Source organism: Streptomyces sp. WELS2, assembly GCF_013870595.1.
GTDB lineage: Bacteria > Actinomycetota > Actinomycetes > Streptomycetales > Streptomycetaceae > Streptomyces.
On record NZ_JACBWZ010000483.1, the window covers coordinates 1 to 4,804 of the forward strand.

General features: G+C 71.8%; 4 protein-coding genes. 3 read left to right on the forward strand and 1 reads right to left on the reverse strand.

The features are described 5' to 3' along the window. Together H5J33_RS23765 and H5J33_RS23770 are read left to right on the forward strand one after the other, a co-directional pair. Nucleotides 1-1,237 (forward strand): peptidase C39 family protein (locus tag H5J33_RS23765; RefSeq protein ID WP_181796933.1); only part of this gene is annotated, 1,237 nt, incomplete at its 5' end. A 111-nt stretch (nt 1,238-1,348) separates the two neighbouring features. Continuing rightward, a complete protein-coding gene (locus tag H5J33_RS23770) occupies nt 1,349-1,489 on the forward strand; it encodes an SCO1431 family membrane protein (protein WP_181796934.1) in 141 nt (46 codons plus the stop codon). 120 nt (nt 1,490-1,609) lie between these two features. Here H5J33_RS23770 and H5J33_RS23775 read toward each other — a convergent pair whose 3' ends face one another. Then, on the reverse strand, nt 1,610-2,842 hold the full coding sequence (locus H5J33_RS23775) for a glycoside hydrolase family 18 protein (RefSeq protein ID WP_181796935.1): 1,233 nt from the start codon (nt 2,840-2,842) through the stop codon (nt 1,610-1,612). A gap of 324 nt (nt 2,843-3,166) precedes the next feature. Between H5J33_RS23775 and H5J33_RS23780 the strand changes: the two genes are divergently transcribed. Next, nucleotides 3,167-4,339 (forward strand): acyl-CoA dehydrogenase, encoded by a 1,173-nt coding sequence (locus H5J33_RS23780; protein ID WP_181796936.1) that lies wholly within the window; start codon nt 3,167-3,169, stop codon nt 4,337-4,339. Nucleotides 4,340-4,804 lie beyond the last annotated feature (465 nt).

Genomic DNA, 4,804 nt, shown 5'->3' on the forward strand with positions numbered 1-4,804 from the left:
GCGGGGCCGCCCGATCGACTACCACGCCTGGACCACGTACCGCGACTGGCGCTCCGGGACGGCCGAGGGCACCCGGGCGGTCGCCGGACGCCGGCCCGGCGTGGTGATCGGCACCCCCGCCGGCCGCACCGACTACACCGACCCGCACACCGGCACCACCGCCGCCTGGGAGTACGCCACCTGGACCGGCCCCGCCCACCGGCTCACCGTGCCCGCGACCGAGGCCGTCGCCTCCTGGAACGCGCACACCCCCGAGGGCACCTGGCTCCAGGTCGAACTGCGCGGCACCTACTCCGACGGCACCGACACGCCCTGGTACGTGCTGGGCCGCTGGGCGGCCGGTGACCAGGACATCCGGCGGACCTCGGTGGACGGCCAGAGCGACGGCAAGAGCACCGTGTGGACCGACACCTTCGCCATCGACGACACGGGCACCGGCCTGCGCCTGACGTCGTACCGGCTGCGCCTGACCCTCTACCGCAGGCCCGGCACCCGGCTCACCCCGACCGTCTGGCGGCTGGGCGCGATGGGCTCCGACATCCCCGACCGCTTCACCGTCCCGGCCTCCACCCCCGGCCTCGCCCAGGAACTGGCCGTCCCGCGCTACTCGCAGGAGATCCACAAGGGCCAGTACCCCGAGTACGACAACGGCGGCGAGGCCTGGTGCAGCCCGACCTCCTCGCAGATGATCATCGAGTACTGGGGCGGCCGGCTCACCCCCGAGCAGCTGTCCTGGGTGGACCCGGCCTACGCCGATCCGCAGGTGTGCCACGCGGCCCGCTCCACCTACGACCACCAGTACCAGGGCTGCGGCAACTGGCCCTTCAACGCCGCCTACGCGGCCACCTTCGCGGGCGTGCAGGGCGTGGTCACCCGGCTCGCCTCGCTCACCGACCTGGAGACGCTGATCGCGGCCGGCATCCCGGCCATAACCTCCCAGTCGTTCCTCAAGAGCGAGCTGACCGGGGCCGGTTACGGCACCGCAGGCCACCTGATGACGGTCGTCGGCTTCACGGCCGACGGGGACGTGATCGCCAACGACCCGGCCTCGCCGAGTGACGAGGCGGTGCGGCGCGTCTACAAACGGCGCGAATGGGAGAACATCTGGCTGCGGACGAAGCGGTACAACGCCTCCGGCAAGGTCGTCTCCGGCACCGGAGGGGTCTGCTACCTGTACTTCCCGGCCCATCCGACCCCGCACCAGCGCAGGGCGCTCGCCGCGGTGGGCGTGCGCTGAGCGGCCGCCCTGTGACCAAGCTCATCGCCGCGAACGCCGTCGCGGGTGGCATGGTGGACGACAGGGGTGGGGGATTTACGCCGTAGACGTCCGATTTCTGTGAGTGACACCATGACCGCACACCCGGCCACCGCCGCCCGCGCCGTCACCGGCGGCCCCAGGGAAGACGGCCCCGACCTCCTCGAGCACGTCGTGGGCTGGGTCCTCGTCGCGGTGTTCGCGATGCTCGTGACCCAGCTCGGACTGCTCTGAACCGACGCTTCGAAGCGGCGCGGCGCCGGGACCGGTCGCCGGCCTCCCGGGACGCCTCCGCCGCCGCCCGCCCGCCGGGACGACTGACGGGCGGACGGACGGCCGGGGTGGCCGACCGGGCTAGTTGATCGCCTTGATCAGCTCACCGTTCGCGGTGTCGCCGCTCAGCTCCCAGAAGAAGGTGCCGCCGAGACCCTGCTGGTTCTTGTACGTCATCTTGGTGGCGATGGTCGCCGGGGTGTCGTAACTCCACCAGTCGCTGCCGCACTTGGCGTAGGCCGTGCCGGCCACCGTGCCGGTCGCCGGGCACTTGGTCTTGAGCACCTTGTAGTCGTCGATGCCCTGCTCGTACGTGCCGGCCGCCGGGCCGGTGGCCGTGCCGCCGGGCGCCGCCTGGTTCACGCCGGTCCAGCCGCGCCCGTAGAAGCCGAGGCCCAGCAGCAGCTTCGAGGCGGGGATGCCGAGGCCCCTGAGCTTGGCGATCGTCGCGGAGGTGTTGTAGTCCGCCTTCGGGATGCCCGAGTAGGAGGTCAGCGGGGAGTGCGGGGCGGTCGGGCCCTTCGCGTCCCAGGCGCCGAAGTAGTCGTACGTCATCGGGTTGTACCAGTCGACGTACTGCGCGGCACCGGCGTAGTCCGCCGCGTCGATCTTGCCGCCGCTGGTGGCGTCCGCGGTGATCGCCGCGGTGACCAGGTTCCCGGAGCCGAACTTCGCGCGCAGCGCGGCCATCAGGGTGCGGAAGGCGTCCCGCCCGCTGGTGTCACAGGTGTTGCCGCAGGCGTTCGGGTACTCCCAGTCGATGTCGATGCCGTCGAAGACACCGGCCCACTGGGAGTTCTTCACCAGGTCGTAGCAGGACTGGGCGAAGGCGGCCGGGTTCTTCGCGGCCTCGCCGAAGCCGCTCGACCAGGTCCAGCCGCCGAAGGACCACAGGACCTTCAGGCCCGGGTGCTTCTTCTTCAGCTTCAGCAGCTGGTTGAAGTTGCCGCGCAGCGGCTGGTCCCAGGTGTCGGCGGCGCCGTCCACGGACTCGGCCGCGGTGTAGGCCCGGTCGGTGGCCGCGTAGGAGTCGCCCATGGCGCACTTGCCGCCGGTGACGTTGCCGAACGCGTAGTTGATGTGGGTCAGCTTGGCCGCGGAGCCCGAGGTCTCGATGTTCTTGACGTAGTACTTGCGGTCGTAGGTGCCCCATTCGGTGAAGTAGCCGACGACCTTGGAGCCGGCCGTGACCTCCTGGGCGCTCGGCGCCGCCGCGGTGGCGGTGCCCGTCCCGGCCAGCAGGCCGGCGCCGAGCGCGGCGGTACACGCGGCCGAGACGAGTGCCCGGACGAGCGAGCGGTGGGGAGTGTGCATCGGGTGTCTCCTCGTGGGGGAGGGGAAGGCGCGCCGATTGGCATGAACGCGGTAAGGCGTGGGCTGCACAGTAGGAGGACTAGACCAGTAGGTCAATGGTGCGGACCAATTTCACGGACGAGTGAAGCCCGCGCCGGAATCCTGAAGTAAGCGGTCGTTAACTGGTGACGGGAGGTCGCCGATCGGGCATACTCACAGCGCATGCCGCTGGTCAGCAGCTTCCGAGACCCGGAGGCGGGCGCCTCGGCACAGCGGAACGATCAGGCGGAGCCGCCCCCACCACGGGCCGTGCCGCCGGTGTCCGAACAGGGAGGAGCCGACGCCATGTCCGACCGCGCGCCGCAGCCGGTGGAGCGTCAACTGCCGACGGAAGAGGCGAGGGACCTGCTCGCCCTCGTCCGGGAGATCGCCCAGCGCGAGATCGCGCCGAAGGCCGCGGAGGAGGAGGACGCGGGACGCTTCCCGCGCGAGGTCTTCACCCTGCTCTCCGAATCCGGCCTGCTGGGCCTGCCGTACCCCGCCGAGTACGGCGGCGGCGACCAGCCGTACGAGGTCTACCTCCAGGTGCTGGAGGAACTGGCCGCCGCCCGGCTCACCGTCGGCCTCGGCGTCAGCGTGCACACGCTCGCCTCCTACGCGCTGGCCACCTACGGCAGCAAGCAGCAGCAGGTCGAGCACCTGCCCGCGATGCTGGGCGGCGGCCTGCTCGGCGCCTACTGCCTGTCCGAGCCGTCCTCCGGCTCCGACGCCGCCTCCCTGCGCACCAAGGCCGTCCGCGACGGCGACACCTGGGTGATCGACGGGACCAAGGCCTGGATCACCCACGGCGGCATCGCCGACTTCTACACCGTGATGGCCCGCACCGGCGAGGACGGCCCGCGCGGGATCACCGCCTTCCTCGTCCCCGGCGACGCGCCCGGCCTGAGCGGCGCGGCGCCCGAACGGAAGATGGGCCTGAAGGGCTCGCCCACCGCGCAGGTGCACCTCGACGGCGTCCGCGTCCCGGACGACCGGCGCCTCGGCGAGGAGGGTCAGGGCTTCTCCATCGCCCTGTCGGCGCTCGACTCGGGCCGGCTCGGCATCGCGGCCTGCGCCGTCGGCCTGGCCCAGGCCGCCTTGGACGAGGCGGTCCGGTACGCCACCGAGCGCCGCCAGTTCGGCCGGCCCATCGCCGACTTCCAGGGCCTGCGCTTCATGCTCGCCGACATGGCCACCCAGATCGAGGCGGGCCGCGCGCTCTACCTGGCCGCCGCCCGGCTGCGGGACGCGGGCCGGCCGTTCGCCAAGCAGGCGGCCATGGCCAAGCTGCACTGCACCGACACCGCCATGAAGGTCACCACGGACGCGGTGCAGATCCTGGGCGGCTACGGCTACACCGCCGACTTCCCGGCCGAACGCTATATGCGCGAGGCCAAGGTCCTGCAGATCGTCGAGGGCACCAATCAGATCCAGCGGATGGTCATCGCCCGTCATGTGGCGGGCCCGGAAGATCGCTGAACTGGCCCGGGTGGACCGTCGGGGCCGCCAGCCTGGCCCACTCCGGGTCGTGGCGGCCCGGCAGGGTACGGCCCCGGTCCGCCCAGGCCCGCATCAGATCCCGGTAGATCGGCGGGTCCTGGGACGGCGGCGGCACAAGCGTCTGTGCCGGGCGGGGGACGAAGATGCGGCGCTCACGCCCGGTCGCCGGGTACGTGGGGGTCATACCCGGGCAACGCGCCGACGGCCGGACAGGTCACCCCCCGGCGGAATCGAGCGTCAGTCCACACCCGTCCGGCGCACCCGCCGGGCTGACATGCCATCAACTCTCTGGGAAACGTGGACCGTTGACGGCGGTCGTCCGGTACTCCCGGAGAGTCCGAGTGCGACGGCGCGGGCCGCCGGAACCGTGCGGGCCGCCGCCGTTGTCCAGGTACACGAGCTTCCTGCCGTCGTGGACGACTCGGTCCAGAACGGGGAAGTCCT

Bases quoted from the DNA above. Each gene is read 5' to 3' on its own strand.
- H5J33_RS23770 (WP_181796934.1), top strand. From the start codon at position 1,349: ATGACCGCACACCCGGCCACCGCCGCCCGCGCCGTCACCGGCGGCCCC.
- H5J33_RS23775 (WP_181796935.1), bottom strand. From the start codon at position 2,842: ATGCACACTCCCCACCGCTCGCTCGTCCGGGCACTCGTCTCGGCCGCG.
- H5J33_RS23780 (WP_181796936.1), top strand. From the start codon at position 3,167: ATGTCCGACCGCGCGCCGCAGCCGGTGGAGCGTCAACTGCCGACGGAA.